Annotated in this window: 15 protein-coding genes; 13 read left to right on the forward strand and 2 right to left on the reverse strand. The window is 68.4% G+C overall.

Annotation, left to right across the window (positions count from 1 at the left end):
- The first annotated feature begins 180 nt into the window (after positions 1-180).
- The 8 genes from LW840_RS12505 (at position 181) to LW840_RS12540 (ending at position 11,044) form a co-directional block, all read left to right on the forward strand.
- Entirely contained in the window at positions 181-1,167 is a 987-nt protein-coding gene (locus tag LW840_RS12505) for a threonine/serine dehydratase (RefSeq protein WP_291268478.1), read from the forward strand.
- Between the two features lie 6 nt (positions 1,168-1,173).
- Complete coding sequence (locus LW840_RS12510) at positions 1,174-1,731, forward strand: GNAT family N-acetyltransferase (protein WP_291268477.1); 558 nt, start codon at positions 1,174-1,176, stop codon at positions 1,729-1,731.
- Between the two features lie 270 nt (positions 1,732-2,001).
- The gene (locus LW840_RS12515; protein ID WP_291277083.1) at positions 2,002-3,618 is read left to right on the forward strand and encodes a TldD/PmbA family protein; all 1,617 of its coding nucleotides are present in this window, start codon (positions 2,002-2,004) and stop codon (positions 3,616-3,618) included.
- Complete coding sequence (locus LW840_RS12520; RefSeq protein ID WP_291277084.1) at positions 3,615-5,015, forward strand: TldD/PmbA family protein; 1,401 nt, start codon at positions 3,615-3,617, stop codon at positions 5,013-5,015. Before LW840_RS12515 ends, LW840_RS12520 begins: the two co-directional genes overlap by 4 nt.
- Before the next feature lie 17 nt (positions 5,016-5,032).
- A complete protein-coding gene (locus tag LW840_RS12525) occupies positions 5,033-5,503 on the forward strand; it encodes a hypothetical protein (RefSeq protein WP_291277085.1) in 471 nt (156 codons plus the stop codon).
- Positions 5,504-5,688: 185 nt separating this feature from the next.
- Positions 5,689-7,950: a TonB-dependent receptor gene (locus LW840_RS12530; RefSeq protein ID WP_291277086.1), complete on the forward strand. Its 2,262-nt coding sequence runs from the start codon at positions 5,689-5,691 to the stop codon at positions 7,948-7,950.
- A 1-nt stretch (position 7,951) separates the two neighbouring features.
- Positions 7,952-10,036, forward strand: coding sequence for a redoxin domain-containing protein (locus LW840_RS12535; RefSeq protein ID WP_291277087.1), 2,085 nt, complete (start codon positions 7,952-7,954; stop codon positions 10,034-10,036).
- A 9-nt stretch (positions 10,037-10,045) separates the two neighbouring features.
- Positions 10,046-11,044: an alpha/beta fold hydrolase gene (locus tag LW840_RS12540; protein ID WP_291268471.1), complete on the forward strand. Its 999-nt coding sequence runs from the start codon at positions 10,046-10,048 to the stop codon at positions 11,042-11,044.
- A 21-nt stretch (positions 11,045-11,065) separates the two neighbouring features.
- On the opposite strand, the gene LW840_RS12545 is transcribed toward LW840_RS12540, so the two are convergent.
- Entirely contained in the window at positions 11,066-11,923 is an 858-nt protein-coding gene (locus tag LW840_RS12545) for an acyl-CoA thioesterase II (protein WP_291262347.1), read from the reverse strand.
- Between the two features lie 16 nt (positions 11,924-11,939).
- On the opposite strand from LW840_RS12545, the gene LW840_RS12550 reads away from it, so the two are divergent.
- From LW840_RS12550 to LW840_RS12570, 5 genes are all read left to right on the forward strand, one after another.
- The gene (locus LW840_RS12550; RefSeq protein ID WP_291277088.1) at positions 11,940-12,431 is read left to right on the forward strand and encodes a hypothetical protein; all 492 of its coding nucleotides are present in this window, start codon (positions 11,940-11,942) and stop codon (positions 12,429-12,431) included.
- A 41-nt stretch (positions 12,432-12,472) separates the two neighbouring features.
- On the forward strand, positions 12,473-12,787 hold the full coding sequence (locus tag LW840_RS12555; RefSeq protein WP_291262349.1) for a hypothetical protein: 315 nt from the start codon (positions 12,473-12,475) through the stop codon (positions 12,785-12,787).
- Between the two features lie 25 nt (positions 12,788-12,812).
- Entirely contained in the window at positions 12,813-13,646 is an 834-nt protein-coding gene (locus tag LW840_RS12560; RefSeq protein ID WP_291268469.1) for a hypothetical protein, read from the forward strand.
- A gap of 99 nt (positions 13,647-13,745) precedes the next feature.
- Positions 13,746-15,353, forward strand: coding sequence for an SDR family NAD(P)-dependent oxidoreductase (locus LW840_RS12565; protein ID WP_291277089.1), 1,608 nt, complete (start codon positions 13,746-13,748; stop codon positions 15,351-15,353).
- Between the two features lie 8 nt (positions 15,354-15,361).
- A complete protein-coding gene (locus LW840_RS12570; RefSeq protein ID WP_291273807.1) occupies positions 15,362-15,757 on the forward strand; it encodes a hypothetical protein in 396 nt (131 codons plus the stop codon).
- On the opposite strand, the gene LW840_RS12575 is transcribed toward LW840_RS12570, so the two are convergent.
- A complete protein-coding gene (locus LW840_RS12575) occupies positions 15,729-17,393 on the reverse strand; it encodes an efflux RND transporter permease subunit (protein WP_291277090.1) in 1,665 nt (554 codons plus the stop codon). The two genes, LW840_RS12570 and LW840_RS12575, sit on opposite strands and share 29 nt — an antisense overlap.
- Positions 17,394-17,457: the final 64 nt, after the last annotated feature.

Consider the following 17,457-nt stretch of genomic DNA (forward strand, 5'->3'; position numbering starts at 1 on the left):
GCTGGAGGGGGGCGCCGCCTACGGCGGCGGGAAGGGCGTAAAGGGTAAGGAGTTGCCACCCAACTTTACGGCGAGAGGAGTCCCCGCATGGCGCCGTGCAGTCAGGTGGCAACCCATAACCCTTTACGCAGTTCCGCGCCGCCGAGGGCGGCGGCGCCTCCCCCGCGGTATCTTCCGCGCATGACCACCACGCTCGTCGCCCCGACCATCGCCGACATTCGCGCGGCGCAGGCGCGCATTGCCCCGCACGCCGCCGTCACCCCGCTGCTGCGATCCCCCGCGCTCGACGCCGTGGCCGGCGGGCCGGTGCTCCTCAAGGCCGAGGTGCTGCAGCACACCGGCTCGTTCAAGTTGCGCGGGGCGCTCAACCGCCTGCTGCAGCTTTCCCCTGAGGAACGCGAGCGAGGAGTGGTGGCCTACAGCTCCGGCAATCACGCGCAGGCCGTAGCCTACAGCGCCACGCTGCTGGGCATGCGCTCGGTCATCGTAATGCCCAAGGATGCCCCGGCGCTCAAGATCGAGCGTACGCGCGCCTTTGGCGCCGAGGTGGTGCTCTACGACCGCTACACCGAAGATCGTGTGGCCATTGGTGGCGCCATTGCCACCGAACGCGGCTCCATCGTGGTGCCGCCGTTCGAGGACCCCCACATCGTGGCCGGTCAGGGCACGCTGGGGCTGGAAGCACTGGAGCAGGCACAGGAGCTCGGCCTCTCGCCCGATGCGCTGCTCGTGTGCTGCGGCGGCGGCGGGCTCACGGCGGGGTGTGCACTGGCCGCCGAGGCGGTGTCGCCGGGCACGGTGGTGCACCCGTGCGAGCCGGCCGAGTTCGACGATACCGCACGGTCGCTCGAGCTGGGGCATCGCGTGGGGAACGAACCGGGCAAGCGTTCCATCTGCGATGCCATCGTCACCGATATCCCGGGTGAGTTCACCTTCAGCATCAACCAGCCGCGGGTGGGGCGCGGCCTGCGGGTGACCGACGCCGAAGTGCTGGCCGCCATTGCCTTCGCCGTGCGTGAGCTCAAGCTGGTGGTGGAGCCCGGTGGGGCGGCGGCGCTGGCGGCGCTGCTGCATGGCAAGCTGGACACGCGCGGGCGCACGACGCTCGTGGTGGTCACGGGTGGCAACATCGATCCCGCCATTCTTGCGCGTGCCATCGGGGGCTGAAGCGGCTTGGCCGAGGCGGGAGAGCAGATCACTCTGCGACGGGCCACACGAGACGACATCGCGCCGCTGAACGCGCTCATCGACACCAGTGTGCGCGGCCTGGCCCCCGGCTACTACGACGCGCAGCAGATTGAGAGTGCGCTGCGCCACATGTTCGGCGTGGACTCGCGGCTGGTGGACGACGGCACGTATTTCGTGATCGAAGTGGACGGCGTGCGCGCGGCCTGCGGTGGCTGGAGTGGGCGGCAAACGCTGTTCGGCGGTGATCAGCACAAGGCCGACCAGCAGGCCGTCGACGCGCCGGTCGATCCGGCCTCCGTGCCGGCCCGCATTCGGGCGTTCTTCGTGCATCCTGATTTTGCGCGCCGCGGCATGGCGCGCCGGATCTTCGAGCACTGCGCCGCCGAGGCGAAAGGCGCCGGCTTTCGGTCGCTGGAACTGATGGGGACACTGCCGGGCGTACCGCTCTATCGTACGCTGGGGTTCGAGACGCTGGAGAAGGTGGAGGTGGTATTGCCGGATGGCGTGGTGATTCCGTGTGAGCGGATGCGGCGAGAGTTGTGAGAGAGAAGACCCGGGCGCCGGTGGTCGGCTCCGCGTGTTCCACTGACAGCGCGCCCGTTCAACGTCGAGGGTTGTAAGTAGAGGGCTGTGGGTGGTTGCGTGGCCCACACACCCACACAGGACACTGAACGCACGACCCTCGACCCTGAACGGGCGTGCCTTCAGCCCCCGCCCCCCGCCGGAAGAGCGAGCGCCCACGCCCGCCCCACCAGCCAAGCGAACCCCGTCGCTCACCTCAACGCTCCGCCCGCCCTGCCCATACTATTGGTCATGACCTCCCGCCGTGATTTCCTTGCCACCGGCGGCGCGGCGCTTGGCGCCCTCGCCGTCGGTCCCCGCCTCCTCGAGGCCGTTCCTGCCCCGCCCCGCCTGCCGGCGCTGTACACCGACGCGGCCACGCGCGAGCTCATGATGGAGGCGCTCGACGCCGCCAAGCGCGCCGGAGCGAGCTGGGCCGATGTGCGCATTTCGCGCAACCGCAACAACAGCGTGCAGACCCGCGAAAAGCAGGTCACCGATGTGGTGGATGCCGACACCATGGGGTGCGGCGTGCGCGTATTGGTCGATGGCTGCTGGGGCTTTGCGGCCACGCAGGAGCTGAGCAAGACCGGCGTAGGGCTCGCCGCGCAGGAAGCCGTGGCCATTGCCAAGGCCAACCGATTGGCACGCGACCGGCGGGTGGAGCTCGCCCCTGCCCCGGCGCAGGTGGACAAGACGTGGCGATCGGCCTACACCATCGACCCGTTCACCATTGCCATCGAGGAGAAGGCCGACCTGCTGCTGCGCGCCAATGCCGCGGCGCTCACCGTGCCCACGGTGCGCTTCGTGAACAGCGGCCTGTCGTTCGTGAAGGAGGAGCGCAACTACGCCAACACCGACGGCACCGTCACCACGCAGGACTACGTGCGCAGCTGGGTCACCATGAGCTGCACCGCCGTGGCCCCTGATCGCAGTGGCACTGCGGTGCGCGGCCCCGAAGTGGTGCAGCCCGCGGGGCGCGGCTGGGAGTACGTGCTCGAAGCCGACATCGTGACCAACGCCAGGGTGTGGGCGGCCGAAGCGGCCGAAAAGCTCACCGCCAAGCCGGTGGAGCCGGGGCGTTACGATCTCATTCTGCACCCGTCGCAGCTGTTCCTCACGATTCACGAATCGGTGGCGCACGCCACCGAGCTCGATCGGGCGATGGGCTACGAGGCCAACTACGCCGGCACGTCGTTCGTGGCGCCGCCGGAGAAGGTGCTGGGCTCGCTCAAGTTCGGCTCGCCCATCATGCAGGTAATCGGCAACCGCAGCGAGGTGGGTGCACTGGCCACCATCGGCTACGACGACGACGGCGTGGTGCCGGAGGACTTCCCCATCATCAAGGACGGCATCTTCGTGGATTACCAGACCAACCGCGAGCAGGCGCCGTGGTTGCGTGAGTACTACGCGAAGACCGGCAAGCCCGTGCGGTCGCACGGCTGCTCGTACGCGCAGAGCTGGGCGGACGTGGCGTTCCTGCGTATGCCCAACGTGTCGCTGCAGCCGGGGGACAAGGACCTTGACTGGGACGATCTCATCGCCGCGACGGACAAGGGGATCGCCATGATCGGCCGCGCCAGCTACTCCATTGACCAGCAGCGCTACAACGCGCAGTTCGGCGCCCAGCTCTGCTATGAGATTCGCAAGGGCAAGATCGTGGGTCAGGTGAAGGACGCCGCCTACCAGATGCGCACGCCGGACTTCTGGAACACCCTCGACATGCTGGGTGGCAAGAAGAGCTACATGTTCGGCGGCACCTTCAACGACGGCAAGGGGCAACCCGGCCAGAGCAACGCGGTGAGCCACGGCTGTCCGCCGGCCCGCTTCAAGAACGCGAATATCATCAACACGGGGCGCGCGCTGTGAGCACCTTCATCCACGACGACGCGCCGAAGTCGCTGTTCCACATCGGTCGCGCCGCGGCGCCCACCGGTGTGCTCTCCCGTGAGGAGGCACAGGCATTGGTGGAGCGCACGGTGAAGCTCAGCACGGCCGACGCCGTGCGCGTGAGCGTGAACAGCAGCCGCGAAACCAACCTGCGCTTCGCCGACAACCAAATGTCCACCAGCGGCGTGACCACCAACACCACCATTCGCGTGCAGAGTGTCTTCGGCAAGCGACGGGCGAGCGTGGTAACCAATGACCGCAGCGACGAAGGGCTGCGACGCGCGGTGCAGCAGTCGGAGGCCATCGCGCGTCTCGCGCCGGAAGACCCGGAGTATCTGGGGGAGCTCGGCGGCCAGCAGTACACGCCGGTGAGCGCGTGGAGCGACGCCACCGCCGAGCTGACCGCCGAAGGGCGCGCGCGGGCGGCGCTCAGCGCGCTGGCGCCAGCGCGCGCGGGCAAGGAGCTCACCGTGGCCGGCTTCATCATCTGCAACGCCAGCGCCAGCGCCATTGGCACGAACGCCGGACTCTTCGCGTATCATCGCGGCACCACCGCCAACTACACGCTCACCGCGCGCACCAACGACGGAACCGGCAGTGGCTGGGTGGGGGCCGAGGACACCGATTGGGCGAAGCTCGACTTCCAGAGCGTGGCTGACCGCGCCATCGAGAAGGCCCGCCGGTCGCGGAGCCCGGTGGCCATCGAGCCCGGCCGCTACACGGTGATCTTCGAACCGGAAGCCACCGCGAATCTGGTGGGGCTCATGGGCAACGCCTTTCAGGCGCGCGCCGCCGACGAGGGACGGTCTGCCTTCGCCAAGCCGGGCGGTACGAAGCTGGGCGAGAAGATTCTCGACGAGCGCGTCACGCTCTACTCCGATCCCGCCGACCCGCTCATTCTGGCGTCCCCCTTCGATGCCGAGGGGCTGCCGCTCTCCCGGCAGACCTGGGTGAGAAACGGGGTGCTCAACCAGTTGGCCTACAATCGCTACTGGGCCAACCGGCAGGGGAAGACACCCACGGGTGGCAGCGCGGGGCTGCGCATGGCCGACGGCCCCGATTCGCTCGAATCGCTCATTGCCGGCACCACCCGCGGCATTCTGGTCACGCGGCTCTGGTACCTGCGCCCGCTCGACCCGCGCACGCTCATGTATACCGGGCTCACGCGCGACGGCACCTTCCTCATCGAGAACGGCAAGATCGCGCGCAGCATCAAGAACTTCCGCTTCAACGACTCCCCGCTGTTCATGCTCAACAACCTCGAAGGCGTGGGCAAGGCGGTGCGTACCGCCGGCGGAGAAGGCGGCCCGGGTGTGGCCATGCCGCCCATCAAGGTGCGCGACTTCAACTTCACCAGCCTGTCGGACGCGGTCTGAGGTATTAGCTTTTTTTCATGCGGAAGTCCCGGACGGCCCGGTTTCTCGCCCTCTTCATGGGCGTGTGGCTGTCGCTCGTGCAGAGCGACGCCGGGCTTTTCCATGCCTGCGCCACCGGCAATCGTGCCGTAGCGGCGTTCGATGGGGCGGACGCCGTAGCCGCCCCCGCGATCGGGGGCGATCATCTGGGTCATGCGACCGGGCATGCCGCCGGACATGTCCAGCATACCGGGCATGTGGCGGAGACCTCCCCCGACGCGCCGGAGTCCTCCCACCACCATCCGTCGGGTGACGGCGAGTGCCACTGCATTGGGCACTGTTGCGCCGCCACGCCACCTGCGCTGCGTGCTCCAGACACGTTTGCGCTGGTGGCGCTGGTGCGCACCACCGCCATGCAGCCTGGCCGGACCGCCCACGCCGTGGTGGCCGAGTGGGCCGACTATGTCCTGCCCTTCGCGACCGCTCCCCCGCCGGTGATCGGCGCCTGAGTGCTCCCGCCGCCCCGTGTGCATTCCGGGGCGGTCACTCGGCACACGCCTGTTCGTGACCTGCGCCGTGCGCGCGAGCAGTTGCTCGCCGCGCCGGGCCTCCGATCATCCCGTACATCCCACAATCCATGCTGCTCCCGTCCTTTACGGCACGGGGCGTTCGTGGTGCCCGCACATTTTCGTGTGTGAGCACGGCGGCGCTCGTGTCGCTCATTCCCGCTATCGCGCGCGCCCAGGCCACGCGCGCCGAACGCGCCGTTGCCGATTCTGCGGCCCGCGCTCGCGCACTCAACCCCGTGGTCACCACCGCCACCCGTGATTCGCGCGAGCTGCGCAAGCTGCCGGTGTCGGTGTCGGTGGTTGATACCACTACCCTGGCCCGCACCAGTCAGGTCTCGCTCACCGAAGCGCTGCGCACCGTGCCTGGCGTCATTGCCGGCAATCTCTTCGGCGGCGACGACGTGCGCCTGTCCATTCGCGGCAGTGGCGCGCGCGGCGGTTTCGGCGTACGCGGCGTGGGGATCCTGCTCGACGGTGTGCCCATTACGGAGCCTGACGGACAGACCCGGCTCGACCAGCTCGACCTGGGCGCCGCGCGTTCCATTGAAATCGTGCGCGGCCCGGGCAGCGCCATGTACGGCGGAACCGCGTCGGGCGGCGTGGTGAACGTCATCACGCGCAGCGGTCGCGAACTGCAGGGGGTCTCCGTGCGCATGACCGGCGGCGGCTTCGGCTTCGACAGCGTGAACCTGCGCAAGGTCGATCTCTCGGCCGGTGGCGCGCGTGGCGCGTTCGACGCGTACCTGCAGGCCAGTGGCACACGCCTCGACGGCATCCGTGTACAGGGGCGCAACGACATGAACCGCGCCAACCTGCGCCTCAACTACACGCGGCAGGTGGACGGAGCCCCGGCGGCCGCGCCGCACGCCACACGCGTAGGGCTCGATGTGTCCTACAGCGATCTCGACATGCAGATCCCCGGTGCGCTGACCGACGGCAGCTGGCGCAACGAGCCCTGGGCCGCCGACCCGCTCAACGTGACCGGGGCCTACGGGCGACGCGAACAGCGCTGGCGCTTCGGCCTGCGCGCCTCGCAGGGACTTGGCAGCCGCTTCGGCACCGTGGAGGCCTTCGCCTTCGGCACCGCGCGCACCATCGACCATCCTATCTTCCGCGTGGTGGACCAGAACACGCATCGCGTACAGGGCGGGCTGCGCCATGCCGTGGGGTTCACCGCCCCCGGGGATGTGGCCGTACGTCTCAACACCGGGCTCGATGTGGACCGGTGGTACGGCGAGTCGCGGCAGTGGACCAACGTGGGCGGTACGCAAGGACGCGCGACACCATGCGTGAACGACCGCGTGCGCAACATCGTGTCGGTGCCCTGCACCAACCAGTACATCGTGCTGCCGGGATTGGGCACCTACACCAGCGCCGACATCACCCGCGGGCGTGCCACGCTCACCGCCGGGGCGCGCTATGACCGCGTGACGTACGATATCGAGGATCGCATTCGACCCACGCAGTCGGTCACGCAGTCGTTCGATCAGGTCTCGCCCCGGGTGGCGTTGCGGTACGAAGTGAAGCCGGGGGTGAGTGTGTACACGAGCGTAGCCCGTGGCTTTGAAGTGCCCACCAACAGCGAGCTCACCGCCAGCCCCGACACCATCCGCGGGCTCAACACCGACCTGCGCCCCTCGTCGCTCATCAATTACGAGGTGGGCGCCAAGGCCCTGATAGCCAGTCGTGTGCTGCTGGATGTGGCCGTGTATCGCACGAACGTGACGGGGGAGTTCCTCTCCCGCACCGTGGTCATTCCCGGCGTGCAGTTTCCGCGCACCATCTTCGAGAACGTGGGACGCACGCGACGCACCGGCTTCGAGCTCAGCGCCACCACGCTGGTGGCCCCCTGGCTGGACGTCGTCACGTCGTACACCTACGCGCGCTACGTCATGACGCAGTTCACCGGCACCGAGATCAACGCGCGTGGTCAGTCGGTGCCCGCCGACTATGCCGGCAAGCTCATTCCCGGCGTGCCGCAGCAGCGTGCCGCCGCGGAGTTCCGCCTGCGGCCGGCGCGCGGGCTCGACGTGACACTGTGGGGCGAGGCACAGGGACGCACCTACGTGGATAACGCCAACACGGTGAACGGCACGGTGTTTACGCAGGTCACCCGCCCCGGGCAGGCACCGTTGACCGTTCCGGTGGCCTTCGGCGCCGTGCCGGCCTACGCGCTGGCCCACGCCACCGTGACGTACGCGCTCCCCGAAACGCGCGGTGCCCGCACTGGTGCCTCGCGTGCGTCGCTGTTCGTGAACGTCGAGAATCTGTTTGATCGCCGCTACGTCGCGGCGCTGGCCACCAACGCCGGGAATGGCCGCTTCTACTTCCCCGGTGCCGGGCGTGTCGTCAACGCCGGCATGACGCTCTCCACTGGAGGACGGTGACATGGGACAGCTGCAACCGCAACCGGTGCGATTCACGACCGTGCCGCGCATCCTTGCCGCCGGTACGATCGCGTGCAGCGTGGCCTGCGCCGGTGATGCGGGCAATCGGGCGGACAACGACCGCGACACCACCGCGAGCACCGTATCGGCGGCCGTCGTGCGCTTCGACAGCACGCACGAGCTGTCGGCGGTGTCGAATGTGGGCGCGGCGCCCATTCTCGCCCTCGCCCCCGACGGACGGCATGCCACCGCGTGGGTGTCGGCGCCCAACGGGGGTACCGACGGACGCCTGCACGTGCTCGTCACGCGCGACGGCGCCCCGCCGGGTGACGGCCTCATGCGCGAACTCACCGACGTACTGGGGCCCATCGAGCCGCACGGCGAGGCGCCGCCCAAGCTGGCCTGGGTGACCCGCAAGGATGGGGGGCTCACGCTTGGTGCGCTGTACGTGGTGGGCAAGCTGGTGCCGGGGCGCCGCTTCCCGGCCAGTGCCCTGCGCTTCGTGCGCAGCGATGACGGCGGCAACAGCTGGAGTGCGCCCGTAACCGTGACCGACGATACCACCAAGGCGCTCGCCGAGGGGCTCGATACGGACTTCGGCTCGCACAACTTCCACGCGTTGCATGGCGCGCCCGACGGCACGTTTCACGTGGCGTGGCTCGACGGCCGTCATGGCAAGTCGGCGGTGTACGCCACGCACAGCACCGATGGTGGCGTAACGTGGGCGCCCAACGTGCGCGTGGTGCCTGGCGGTGCGCCACTCACCGAAGCCTGTCCCTGCTGTCGCACCGCCATCGCCGCCGACCAGAGCGGGCGCGTGTATCTCGCGTGGCGCGCGGTCATGACCGACAGCGCGGCGCCCGCCGACGGATCGGCCGGTACGACCGGTGCCCCACCGGGTGCGGGTGCAGGTGCGGGCGACAACCCGCACGCCGCACATGGCGACGGCGCAGCACGCCGTACCATTCGCGATATCGTGGTGGCCCGCAGCGATGACAACGGGCGCAGCTGGGGCACGCCCGTGCGGGTGCATCACGACGATTGGGTGTTCGACGGCTGTCCGCATGCCGGCCCCTCGCTGGCCGTCGACAGTGCCGGGGCGTTGCACGCGGCCTGGTGGACGGGCAAGCCGGGCGCGGCGGGCGTGTTCTACTCGCAGTCGCGCGATGGCGCGCAAACCTTTGCGCCGGCCCAGCCGCTGGGAGTGGCCGACGCGTCGCAGCCGGCCCACGTGCAGCTGGCGGTGCGTGGCCAGTCGGTGGTGGCGACCTGGGACGACGGCACGCGCCGGGTACCGCAGGTGGTAATGCGGGTGTCGAGCAATGGCGGCGGCAGCTTTGCCGACGCCGTGCCGGTCAGCGAGAGCGGCCGCGCCGCGGCCTTCCCGGTGCTCATGGTGTCGCCCACCGGAAACGCCGTCACCGTGGCGTGGAGCGAGCAGGCGCCCGATGCGGCACAGGCCGCCGCGAAGGCACGTCCCAACATGCGTGATCCCAAGGCGGTGATGCCGCTGCCGCGGGTGGGCAACTCGCAGGTGCTGGTGCGCCGTGGCGTGATCGGCGGCGCGGCCGTGGCCGAGCGTACCAGCAGCGATCGCTTCCGTCCGTTGGCCGTGGGCGACGCGGCGCCGGCCTACGCGGGTGCCGTGCTGACCGGAGCCGGTGTGGGCGACACGGTGCAGCTGGCCGCGAACGGTCAGGTGACGCTGGTGAACATCTGGGCCACCTGGTGCACGTCGTGCAAGGAGGAGATGGCCGATCTGCAGGCGCTCTTCGAGCGCTACCGCCCGTCGGGGCTGCGGGTGGTGGCGGTGAGTGTGGATCAGGGAGGCCCCGCGAAGGTGCAACGCTTTGCCCAGGCCGAGCGACTGGGCTTTTCGGTGGTCCATGACCCTGCCGGTACCATTCAGGCGCGGTACGGCGTGGTGGGGGTGCCCGAAACGCTGCTTATCGACCGGGCCGGCGTGGTGCGATGGAAGACGGCGGGGAACATCCATGGTGCGCTCCCCGCCGCCCGCGCCGCCATCGACGCCGCATTGCAACCGGCGCTGGCCATGCGCCCCACCGTTTCGCCGCAGCGGCCATAGATTTCCGGCATGTCGTCTGCCCGGTCCCCGCGGCGGTGGCCTCTGGTCGCCGCCGCCCTGATCATGGTCGTGCTCCTCGCCGGCCCGCGCCCGCGCGTGGTCGAGCCCGATGCGGCCGTGGTCCGGGGTGGCATTCCCGGCGACCTGGCGGCGTTGCCCGCGTGGCTGCAGCAGCGCGAAGCGAAGGCCGGCGTGTTCGATACCGCTGTGGCCAAGCGTGTACGGTTCGCCAACGTCGACGCACCGGCGACGACCGGCTGGAGCGTCGTGTACCTACACGGGTTCTCGGCGACGCGACAGGAAACCGCACCGGTCGCGGAACTCGTGGCGGACGCGCTGGGCGCCAACCTTTTCGAGACGCGTCTGCGGGGGCACGGGCTTCCCGGCGACTCCCTGGGGCTGGTCGCCGCGCGCGATTGGCTGGCCGACGCCACCGAGGCCCTCGAGATCGGCCGCCGCCTCGGTGATTCGGTTCTGGTCATCGGCACCAGCACCGGTGGCACCCTCGGCGTCTGGCTCGCCACCCTGCCACCGGACGCCCGCCGTGGTTTGGCCACGCTGGTGCTCATCTCTCCCAACTTCGGTCCCAAGGACCCCAACGCGGCGCTGCTCACGCTCCCGTGGGCGAAGGTGCTGCTGCCGCGCTTGATTCCGCAGCGGGAATGGACCGCGCGCAACGACGAGCAGCGTCGCTTCTGGACCATGAAGTACCCCAGCACGGCGCTCTTCCCCATGCAGGCGCTGGTGGAGTACACGCGCGACCGGTCGCTCGACGGGTACGATGTGCCCACCGTCGTGTTCTTCCACGAGGGTGACGAGGTGGTAAGCGCCGTCCGCACGCGCGACTGGCTGGACCGACTGGCCACGAAAACGCGCGCGCCGGTGGAACAGGTGCTGGTGACACCCACCAACGGCGAAGACGGGCACGTGATTGCCGGCCGTATCGTCGCACCGGGCCAGACCGCCATGGTGCGCGACCGCATTGTGGCATTCGTGCGGGCGCGCTAGAGGCGTCCGGGCAACGGCTCCCTATTTCTTGAGCCGCAGCAGCCCTTCCTGCGCCACGCTCGCCACCAACTGGCCGCTGCGCGTGAACACCTGCCCGCGCACGAAGCCGCGCGAACCGAAGGCGTTGGGGCTGTCCATCACGTACAGCAGCCACTCGTCGGCGCGGAACGCACGGTGCATCCAGAGCGTGTGATCGAGCGAGGCCAGGAAGAGCCGCGGGTCACCGTAGCGCACCCCATGCGGACGCAGCGCCGTAGGGAGAAAGCCGTAGTCCGACGCGTACGCGAGAATGGCCTGATGAATGATGGGGTCGTCGGGCAGCGCATCGATCACGCGAAACCACACGTATCGCTCCGGCTCACCCGCGGCGGAGCCACCGGGCAGGTGACTCTGCGGCGACCGGAAGTCGATGGGCCGGTCTTGCGTGAGCACCGTGCGCAGCTCGGGCGGCAGCACGGCCGCATGCTCCCGCACCTGTTCGAGCTCCGGCTTGATGCTGTCGGGGTCGCGCACCTGCGGCATGGTGACCTGATGATCCAGCCCGGGCTCTTCGATGTGAAACGAGGCCGAGAGCTGGAAGATGGCCTCCCCATGCTGGATGGCCGTAACGCGGCGGCTGGTGAAGGTGCCCCCGTCACGCGGGCGATCCACGAAATACACGATGGGGGCCTTGAGGTCGCCGGGGCGCAGGAAGTAGCCGTGCACCGAGTGCGCCTCGCGGGGTTCATCCACGGTGCGGCGCGCCGCCACCAGCGCCTGCGCAAAGACCTGGCCGCCAAAGACCCGGCCGGTGCCCAGGTCCCGGTTCTGGCCGCGGTAGATGTTCACCTCGAGCTTCTCCAGCTCGAGCAGGGACAGCAGTTCCGTCACGATGCTCATGAGGGCAATATGTGGCATGAGCCGCGCATTCCGCTCCTTCTTCTTTGCCTTCCTGTGCCTCGTGGCGGGCACGTGGCTGCTCTGCGGCCCGCGCAAGTCACAGGGCCCCGGCGCCGTTTCGGCCGCGCCCGCTGCCGCGTCGCCCGCCGTGGAGGCACCCGCTGCCGCCCCCGGGGCCTCGGCCCCAGCGGCGCCTCCTCCCCCGCGCAGCGCCATCGGGTTCCGCAATCGCCAGCGGCTCGATGAGCACTTCGACAAGCATGGCGCCGAGTTCAACGCCCCGAACGCCGATGCGTATCTCTCGCTGGCCCAGGCGCTGCGGGCCGCCCCGCCGTCGGCCACGGTGCGGGAGCTGCAGCGCCCCACCGACGGCGTGATTGCCAAGTTCGACCGGGCCACGGGGGCCTTCGTGGCCTTCGACGCCGACAGCATCATCCGCACCTTCTTCAAGCCCAACGACGGCGAAGCGTACTTCGAGCGGCAGGCGCGGCGCCGCCCGCGCAGCTGACGCATCCGTTCGCCGGTCCGCCGAAACTCCGACCGCCTCCAATGCACGAACGCGACGAATGGCTCGCTCAGTGGTCCCGCACGGTGACCGAAGTGGAGCGCGGCTACGAACTCACTTTCGACGATTACCTCAACGACCTCGACATGCGCCACAAGCTGCGCGTGATCGGGGAACACGACGATCAGTGGGCCGATCTGCTGGAGCTCGACACGCGCTTCCGGAACGCGACCTTCCCGAGTGGGCGGTGCGTGTGGGGGGAGGAGAATGCCCAGGCCGAAGGGTGGGACCGGGAGAAGCATTGGTACTACTGGCTGCTCCCCAAGAAGCAGGGACTGGCGTTCGAGGCGGAGTACTGACCCCAACCATCGCGCGAGTCGGTAAATGCTCAACATTATTCGTTTCGTATTGCAATCGATCACGCTGGCAGCAACGATGATGGCCTGGGCCGCCAATGAGGCCCAGGCACAAGGGGCGCAGCCGACCTTTACACTCCGGGTGAATGTCACCGACACTGCCGGTAATGCGCTCGCCGACACGGAGGTGTTGGTTCGCAGCGCCAACCGCATCTCGGCCAGCGGCCGCACCGGACGCGCGGGAGTGTGGACGGGGTCGTTCACCGGGGAGTCACCCACGGTGGAAATCGTTGTCCGAAAGCTCGGCTTCCAACCGGTCGACAGCCCTCTGCAGCTTTCGCCGAACGATACGCTCAATCTTCAGATTGCCCTGACGCCATCGATACAGACGCTGGGCACGGTGGAAGTCAGAGCGCGCGAAAGCCTCAGGAGGCAGGCGTACTTCCTCGATTCCGACGCCATCGTCGGCAGTAAGCGCCGAATTCGGAACGCACTCGACGCGATGGTGCAACTGCGACCGTACATGATCACCAGCATGTCCGGACCAGGAAGCAGTTGCGGTGTGATCCGGGAGGTGTGGATCAACGGCGTGCAGGTTCCAAAAACCTTCGTGCCTGATCCGCGGATGGTGAATCGGGCACTTCCCGGCCTCCCAAGAAATGCTGTGTCTCCCGTGGTGCTGACGATTCTGTCGTCCGTACGACCGGAACACATCGAGCAGATGAACTACGTCGATTGTTATGGCGGACCGGTGGCTGCCGTCGGCAGCCGGAACGCGGTGTTCATCATGCTCAAGGAGGGAGTCGAGTACCGGTGGCCCGATGGCACGTTCGCGGTGAGTGAAGGCAAATCACGCCGGTAGCTCGCTTCTTCGATTGCGCCGGCGGGTGTCGAAGCGTGGCGCCGAAGCTCGAGCATCACAAATATGATTCCGGACTCGGGGTCGTTATCTTTCGAGGCTATGTCGGAAACTCCACTGCCTCAGACTGCCACGGTCGAATCGTCTTCGGCTGATTCCATCTCGGCCGAGCAGATCGCTGCCGCCACCGCGCTGCTTGAAAAGCTCGCGGCCGACCGGGCAAACCTGCTCGACATCCCTGACGCCGAGCGCACGCGCCTGCTCAAGGCGGCGGGCGAAGTCTCGCGCCCGGATGCCATCCTGCGCCGCCAGATGGTGAAGGCTACCAAGCGCCAGAAGAAGGCCGAGCGTACGGTCAAGCTGCAAGAGGCGGAGAACCAGCTGCAGGAAACCGGCATCCGCAAGCTGCGCCGGCAAACGGTGTTCACCACCCCCAACTATCTGCCGCCGGGAAACGACGAGCAGATCACGGTAAACGAGCCGGACTTCACCGAGGCGCTGGAGCCACAGCACTGCTACGTGTGCAAGCAGCAGTACACGGTGCTCCATCACTTCTACGACCAGCTCTGTCCCACCTGCGCGGAGTTCAACTACCGCAAGCGCACCGAGCTGGCCGATCTGAGCGGGCGCACGGCGCTGCTCACCGGTGGTCGTGTGAAGATCGGCTACCAGGCGGGCATCAAACTGCTGCGTGCCGGTGCCCATCTCATCGTCACCACGCGCTTCCCGCGCGACTCGGCGCAGCGCTACGCAGCGGAGCCCGACTTCGAGCAGTGGAAGCACCGGCTCGAGATCTACGGGCTCGACTTGCGTCACACGCCCAGCGTTGAAGCGTTCTGCCATCACCTGATGGAGACGCACGACCGTCTCGACTTCATCGTGAACAATGCCTGTCAGACGGTGCGGCGCCCGCCCGACTTCTACAAGCACATGATGGATCTCGAGCGCGCGTCGCTCGGCGATATGCCTGAGCAGGCCCGCAAGCTGCTGGGCGCGTACGAGGGCGTGCGCGGCTATCACCTGCTCCCCGAAGCGGGCGTGTCGCGCGAGGAGGAGATGGTCACGCCGGCCACGCTGCCGCGCGCGCTGGCCGAGGTGGCGGGCATCACGCATGCGGCGGAGCTGTCGCAGGTGGCGCTGCTGGCCGAAGAGTATCAGGACCAATCACAGCTCTTCCCCGAGGGGCGGCTCGACCAGGACCTGCAACAGGTGGATCTGCGCGAGCGCAATTCGTGGCGGCTGCTCATGCACGAGGTGCCCAGTGTGGAACTGCTGGAAGTGCAGCTGGTGAACGCCATTGCGCCGTTTCTGCTGAACGCGCGTCTCAAGCCGCTCATGCTGCGCACCGCCAACCGCGACAAGCACATCGTGAACGTGAGCGCCGTGGAAGGGCAGTTCTACCGCAAGTTCAAGACGACGCGCCACCCGCACACCAACATGGCCAAGGCGGCGCTCAACATGATGACGCGCACCAGTGCGGCCGACTACGAAACCGACGGCATTCACATGAACGCCGTGGATACCGGCTGGGTGACGGATGAGGACCCGGTGCATATTGCCGCGCGCAAGGTGGAGGAGCATCGCTTCCATCCGCCGCTCGACATCGTGGACGGTGCGGCGCGCATCGTGGACCCCATCATCGACGGGATCAACACCGGCACCCATGTATGGGGCAAGTTTCTCAAGGATTACAAACCCACGGATTGGTAGACATGCCCATGCGCCGCACCCTTCGCCACATCCCGCTTGTCCTGCTCGCCGGCTGCACGTCGCTGACCGGCACCACCGACAACTCCGGCTTTCTCTACGCCACCTTGCGCGGCACGGTAACCCGGGCCAACGGCACGCCGGTGCCCAACGTGGAAGTGGGCGTGTCGTGCGTGGGGGCCAGCAATGATCCCGTCGGCTTCACTACCGACGCGACCGCGACGGGGGCTTTCGAGGTGGCGCTCAACATGCCCTCCATTTTTTCTCCGTTGGAGGGGCCGAGCTTCGTGTGCCGCGTGCTCACCCCGGTGACGGGGTTGCCGCTGGCGGAGCGTTCCGTGACGGTGGTGGTGGGTAGCAACCGCAATGCGCGCCCGGTCACGACGGTGTCGCTGGTGGTGCCATAACGCGCCGGCCGCTGCTCAGAACGGCCGGCATGAGAAGCAACACGCCCAAGGTGCCGGCCACCGTGCCGCCAGCGGTGGCCAGGGCGATGCCGCCAAACAGGGAGTCGGCGTCGGTGCCAAGACTGAGCGGCGCGAGGGATGCCAGCGCGGCGAGCGTGACCACGACGATCATCCCCGCACGATCGAGCGCCGCACGCATCACGGCAGCGGAGCGAACGGTGCCGGTGCGACGACGGGCTTCGAGCGCGGCATCCACCAGCAGAATGGCCTGATTCACGGCGAGCCCCACCACGAGGATCACGCCCACGGCGGCTTCGCGCGTGAACGCGGTATCCGTGGCCCAGAAAGCGGCCACCACACCGGTAAGGGCGATGGGCAGCGAGAGCAGCACCATCACTGCTCCCCACACGCTGTCGAACACCAGTGCCACGGTGAGCACAACGAGCACGATGCCGAGCGCGAAGACGAGCCACAGCCCCTTCGCGCTTTCGTCGTCCTCTCCGAAGAACTGCTCGGTGAGGTCCACGAAGGTGTAACCGGCGGGTGCGGAGAGTGACCGCATGAACGATTGGTGCGTACGCTGCGCCAGCTTGTTGGGGCCGCGGAAGTCGTAGCTCACCTGCCGGATGTATTGCTGGTCTTCGCGCTCCACACTGCCGAGGGCCTCGCGTTCGGAAATGGTGGCCACATCGGCGAGGCGCACCGGCGTGCCTGCGGGCGACACCATGATCGCCTGTTCGAGCGCGGCGAGCTCGCGGCTGGCGGCGCCGGCGTCCTTCACCGTGACTGGCAATTCCTCGCCGCCAATCTCGAGGCGCTGTGCCCCCACCTGCCCGCGAATCTCGCGCGCCAGCGCCGCGGTGAAGTTGGCGGTGGTGAGCCCCACCCGCGACAGCTTCACACGATCGGGTTCGAGCGTGATGAGCGAGCTGCGCTGATTGCCGAACCAGCCACCGCTGGTGATGCGCACATCGCGCACGCGTGTGATGCGTTCGAGCCGTTTTTTCACGTCGAGCGCCAGCGCTTCCACTCCCGCGTACGAAAAGCCCTTCACCTGAATGCGGAAGGTCGCGAAGCCGCCACCACCGCCGCCGTTCGAGAAGCTCAGCCCCTCGCCGTACACGCCGACACTCGCGCCACCCAGCAGCACGCCGCGCTGCGTGAGCTGCTCGTACAGCGTGAGCGGCGCCGCCGTGCGCCCACCCTCGCGGGTGAAGCGCACCACCAGCGATGCGCCCGTGCCGCCGCCCTGCGCCCGCACCTGCTCCACGCCCGGCGTGCCCACCGCGAGCCGCTCGAAGTCGCGCATGCCCGCATCGAGCGTGACCGGATCACTCCCGCGCGGGAACGACAGCGACACGTTCACCGTGGTGCGCCGATCGCCCCAGTTGCCCCAGCTGCTGCGCGGCACCTTGGCGATGAACACCCACGCCATCGCCCCCACCAACCCCACACTCAGCAGCCGCGTGCCCCACCGCCACCGCAACGTGAACACCAGCACCCGCACATACCCACGTCTCACCCACCCGGTCAGCCCCGAAGCGCGACGCAGCGCATGCCCCGCCTGTAGCGTTTCCGCCCCCCAAGCTTCCGCCGTCCGAGCTTCCGTAGTACCGCTGTTCCGCGTAGTCCCCACTCCCGTAGTTCCAGCTCCCGTCCCATCAGCTCGCGCCCCACCAGCCCCCCCCCCCCCCCCACCC

The organism is Gemmatimonas sp., from assembly GCF_021298855.1.
Lineage (GTDB): Bacteria > Gemmatimonadota > Gemmatimonadetes > Gemmatimonadales > Gemmatimonadaceae > Gemmatimonas.

Excerpts from the sequence above, each read along its gene's own strand:
- LW840_RS12505 (WP_291268478.1), top strand. The coding sequence starts at position 181 with ATGACCACCACGCTCGTCGCCCCGACCATCGCCGACATTCGCGCGGCG.
- LW840_RS12515 (WP_291277083.1), top strand. The coding sequence starts at position 2,002 with ATGACCTCCCGCCGTGATTTCCTTGCCACCGGCGGCGCGGCGCTTGGC.
- LW840_RS12525 (WP_291277085.1), top strand. The coding sequence starts at position 5,033 with ATGCGGAAGTCCCGGACGGCCCGGTTTCTCGCCCTCTTCATGGGCGTG.
- LW840_RS12535 (WP_291277087.1), top strand. The coding sequence starts at position 7,952 with ATGGGACAGCTGCAACCGCAACCGGTGCGATTCACGACCGTGCCGCGC.
- LW840_RS12540 (WP_291268471.1), top strand. The coding sequence starts at position 10,046 with ATGTCGTCTGCCCGGTCCCCGCGGCGGTGGCCTCTGGTCGCCGCCGCC.
- LW840_RS12545 (WP_291262347.1), bottom strand. The coding sequence starts at position 11,923 with ATGAGCATCGTGACGGAACTGCTGTCCCTGCTCGAGCTGGAGAAGCTC.
- LW840_RS12550 (WP_291277088.1), top strand. The coding sequence starts at position 11,940 with ATGAGCCGCGCATTCCGCTCCTTCTTCTTTGCCTTCCTGTGCCTCGTG.
- LW840_RS12555 (WP_291262349.1), top strand. The coding sequence starts at position 12,473 with ATGCACGAACGCGACGAATGGCTCGCTCAGTGGTCCCGCACGGTGACC.
- LW840_RS12560 (WP_291268469.1), top strand. The coding sequence starts at position 12,813 with ATGCTCAACATTATTCGTTTCGTATTGCAATCGATCACGCTGGCAGCA.
- LW840_RS12565 (WP_291277089.1), top strand. The coding sequence starts at position 13,746 with ATGTCGGAAACTCCACTGCCTCAGACTGCCACGGTCGAATCGTCTTCG.
- LW840_RS12570 (WP_291273807.1), top strand. The coding sequence starts at position 15,362 with ATGCGCCGCACCCTTCGCCACATCCCGCTTGTCCTGCTCGCCGGCTGC.